The sequence below is a fragment of the Afifella sp. IM 167 genome (genome assembly GCF_020144925.1).
GTDB lineage: Bacteria > Pseudomonadota > Alphaproteobacteria > Rhizobiales > Afifellaceae > Afifella.
The window spans coordinates 1-1137 of record NZ_NSLC01000019.1 but is presented as its reverse complement, the minus strand read 5'-3'; the positions used below and the strand labels follow the sequence as shown (position 1 = coordinate 1137).

At 52.9% G+C, this 1137-nt stretch carries 1 pseudogene; it reads left to right on the top strand.

From position 1 onward, the window contains the following. Positions 1–992: 992 nt before the first annotated feature. Positions 993–1055, top strand: a pseudogene (locus CLD20_RS20470) (type VI secretion protein); the annotation flags it as partial. Between the last annotated feature and the right edge of the window lie 82 nt (positions 1056–1137).

Below are 1137 nucleotides of genomic sequence, written 5' to 3'. Positions count from 1 at the left end.
ATAGGTGCCTCACTGATTAAGCATTGGTAACTGTCAGACCAAGTTTACTCATATATACTTTAGATTGATTTAAAACTTCATTTTTAATTTAAAAGGATCTAGGTGAAGATCCTTTTTGATAATCTCATGACCAAAATCCCTTAACGTGAGTTTTCGTTCCACTGAGCGTCAGACCCCGTAGAAAAGATCAAAGGATCTTCTTGAGATCCTTTTTTTCTGCGCGTAATCTGCTGCTTGCAAACAAAAAAACCACCGCTACCAGCGGTGGTTTGTTTGCCGGATCAAGAGCTACCAACTCTTTTTCCGAAGGTAACTGGCTTCAGCAGAGCGCAGATACCAAATACTGTCCTTCTAGTGTAGCCGTAGTTAGGCCACCACTTCAAGAACTCTGTAGCACCGCCTACATACCTCGCTCTGCTAATCCTGTTACCAGTGGCTGCTGCCAGTGGCGATAAGTCGTGTCTTACCGGGTTGGACTCAAGACGATAGTTACCGGATAAGGCGCAGCGGTCGGGCTGAACGGGGGGTTCGTGCACACAGCCCAGCTTGGAGCGAACGACCTACACCGAACTGAGATACCTACAGCGTGAGCTATGAGAAAGCGCCACGCTTCCCGAAGGGAGAAAGGCGGACAGGTATCCGGTAAGCGGCAGGGTCGGAACAGGAGAGCGCACGAGGGAGCTTCCAGGGGGAAACGCCTGGTATCTTTATAGTCCTGTCGGGTTTCGCCACCTCTGACTTGAGCGTCGATTTTTGTGATGCTCGTCAGGGGGGCGGAGCCTATGGAAAAACGCCAGCAACGCGGCCTTTTTACGGTTCCTGGCCTTTTGCTGGCCTTGAAGCTGTCCCTGATGGTCGTCATCTACCTGCCTGGACAGCATGGCCTGCAACGCGGGCATCCCGATGCCGCCGGAAGCGAGAAGAATCATAATGGGGAAGGCCATCCAGCCTCGCGTCGCGAACGCCAGCAAGACGTAGCCCAGCGCGTCGGCCCCGAGATGCGCCGCGTGCGGCTGCTGGAGATGGCGGACGCGATGGATATGTTCTGCCAAGGGTTGGTTTGCGCATTCACAGTTCTCCGCAAGAATTGATTGGCTCCAATTCTTGGAGTGGTGAATCCGTTAGCGAGGTGCCGCC